This is a genomic window from Mesorhizobium sp. M4A.F.Ca.ET.090.04.2.1, from assembly GCF_003999085.1.
Lineage (GTDB): Bacteria > Pseudomonadota > Alphaproteobacteria > Rhizobiales > Rhizobiaceae > Mesorhizobium.
On record NZ_RZOT01000798.1, the window covers coordinates 1 to 1,694 of the forward strand.

Consider the following 1,694-nt stretch of genomic DNA (forward strand, 5'->3'; position numbering starts at 1 on the left):
GCGCTGAAGGATGGCGAGATCATCACGGCGGTGAGCTTCACCGCGCCGGCCAAGGCGGCCTACGAAAAGTTCCGCAACCCGGCCTCGCGCTATGCGATCGTCGGCGTGTTCGTGGCCAAGGGCAAGGACGGGGTCCGTGCCGCCGTTACCGGCGCCGGCGACGATGGCGTGTTCCGCTCGAAGGAGATTGAGGCGGCGCTGGCGAAGAACTTCGCGGCTGCGGCTCTCGATGGCGTGAAGGTGCCGGCGAAGAACCTGATGAGCGACATCCACGCTTCGGCGGAGTACCGGGCCAATCTAATCGCGGTCATGGCCAAGCGCGCTGTTGCCGCCGCCGGCTGACACTTGCCATCACGTGAATAGAGAAGGGGCCGTTATGGCCCCCTTTTCGCCGCCGTCGCTGGGCCTGGATCAGGCTGCCTGGCGATTTTTCCGTCCGGACAGATAGCGGCGCAGGCCGGCTTCGCCACGCGGCGTCGTCCAGCGGTGGTTCCAGGCAAAGGCCTGCCTCAGCAGTGGCGCCAGAAACTTCAGGATCGGCCTCAGCACCGTGACCTGCCAGATCAGGTTGACCCGGGTGCCATTCCCCGAGGGCGACAGCTCCGCCCGCCACAGACCGTCGAAATCGCCAAAGGTCTTGACCACCACAAGCCGGCCGGGTTCGAGCTCGGCCGCCTCGATGATGAAGTTCAGTTCGTAGGGCAGGGCGCCGCGGGCGCGGGCCCTGGCCCGCGAGCCGACCACGCCCTTGCCCTTCTTGTCGAGCGGCACGACCTCCTTGTAGACGTCGCCCCACCAGAGCGGAAGCAACTCGGCGTCGGACAGCACATCCCACACTTCCTGCGGCGTCGCTTCTGGAATGTCCCAGCGCTCGTCGAAGCGGAAGACGTTGCTTGGCATCACGGTTCGCCCCCAGTGGCGGAGACGATCACTTTAGCGACGGCTTGTTTCATGCGCCAGTGCCGCTCGCCGGCGCTCAGGCGAGTTGTCGGAGGTAGTAGCGCACGGCCTTCTTGCCGCCATGGATGACCGCGTCGCCGACCTCGGCGAATCCCAGCGCCGCATGAAAGGCGTCCGAAGCCGGATTGGGCGGATCGGCATTCACCTCGCAGGTGACGATCGCTTGGCCGGAGCGCGCGACATACTCGAACAGATCCTCGTAGAGCCGGCGGGCATGGCCAAGGCCGCGCGCCGCTGCGGCGACGACGACCCGGTCGACATAGACGAAGCGCGGGTAGCGTTCGCGGAACCAGAGGAAGTTCGGGCTGTCGTAGTCGGCGTCCTGGTCGAAGGTCATGATGAAGGCCTCGAGCGCGCCAATGCGGCGCGCATAAAACGCCTCTCCGAGCAGGAAGGAGAGCCGCTCGGCTTCAAGCCAGGACAGTTCCGCCGCATGCTCGTTGTTGAGCGCGAGGATGGCGGGCTCATCTTCGGGCGAAACGCGGTCGATCGGCGAGCGTCCTTCGGTCATCGCATCTTCCCCGGGGTCAGGCCCTGACGGCCGCGATGGTCGCCGCCACCAATGCCCCGTCGGTCACCGTGGTTCGGTATTCGCGGTCGAGATCGCTGCCGCCCATGCCGACGCGCGGGTTGCGGTAGCGCATGGCGCTCGGCACATCGGCAAGTGCCGCGAAATGCATTTCCTTCAGCCCGGTCCTGGCGAGCACCTCGGCGATATTGTCGGGATCGAGCCC

2 protein-coding genes and 2 pseudogenes are annotated in these 1,694 nt (G+C 66.3%); 1 reads left to right on the top strand and 3 read right to left on the bottom strand.

Going from position 1 to position 1,694, the window contains the following annotated elements; all coding sequences use genetic code 11:
- Window positions 1–342: pseudogene (locus EN781_RS31940) on the top strand (carbon monoxide dehydrogenase); the annotation flags it as partial.
- Window positions 343–411: 69 nt separating this feature from the next.
- Here the strand turns inward: EN781_RS31940 and EN781_RS31945 are convergent.
- From EN781_RS31945 to EN781_RS31955, 3 genes and pseudogenes are all read right to left on the bottom strand, one after another.
- Window positions 412–900: an SRPBCC family protein gene (locus tag EN781_RS31945; RefSeq protein WP_126054177.1), complete on the bottom strand. Its 489-nt coding sequence runs from the start codon at window positions 898–900 to the stop codon at window positions 412–414.
- A 76-nt stretch (window positions 901–976) separates the two neighbouring features.
- The gene (locus EN781_RS31950; RefSeq protein WP_126054178.1) at window positions 977–1,471 is read right to left on the bottom strand and encodes a GNAT family N-acetyltransferase; all 495 of its coding nucleotides are present in this window, start codon (window positions 1,469–1,471) and stop codon (window positions 977–979) included.
- Between the two features lie 16 nt (window positions 1,472–1,487).
- Window positions 1,488–1,694: pseudogene (locus EN781_RS31955) on the bottom strand (copper homeostasis protein CutC); the annotation flags it as partial.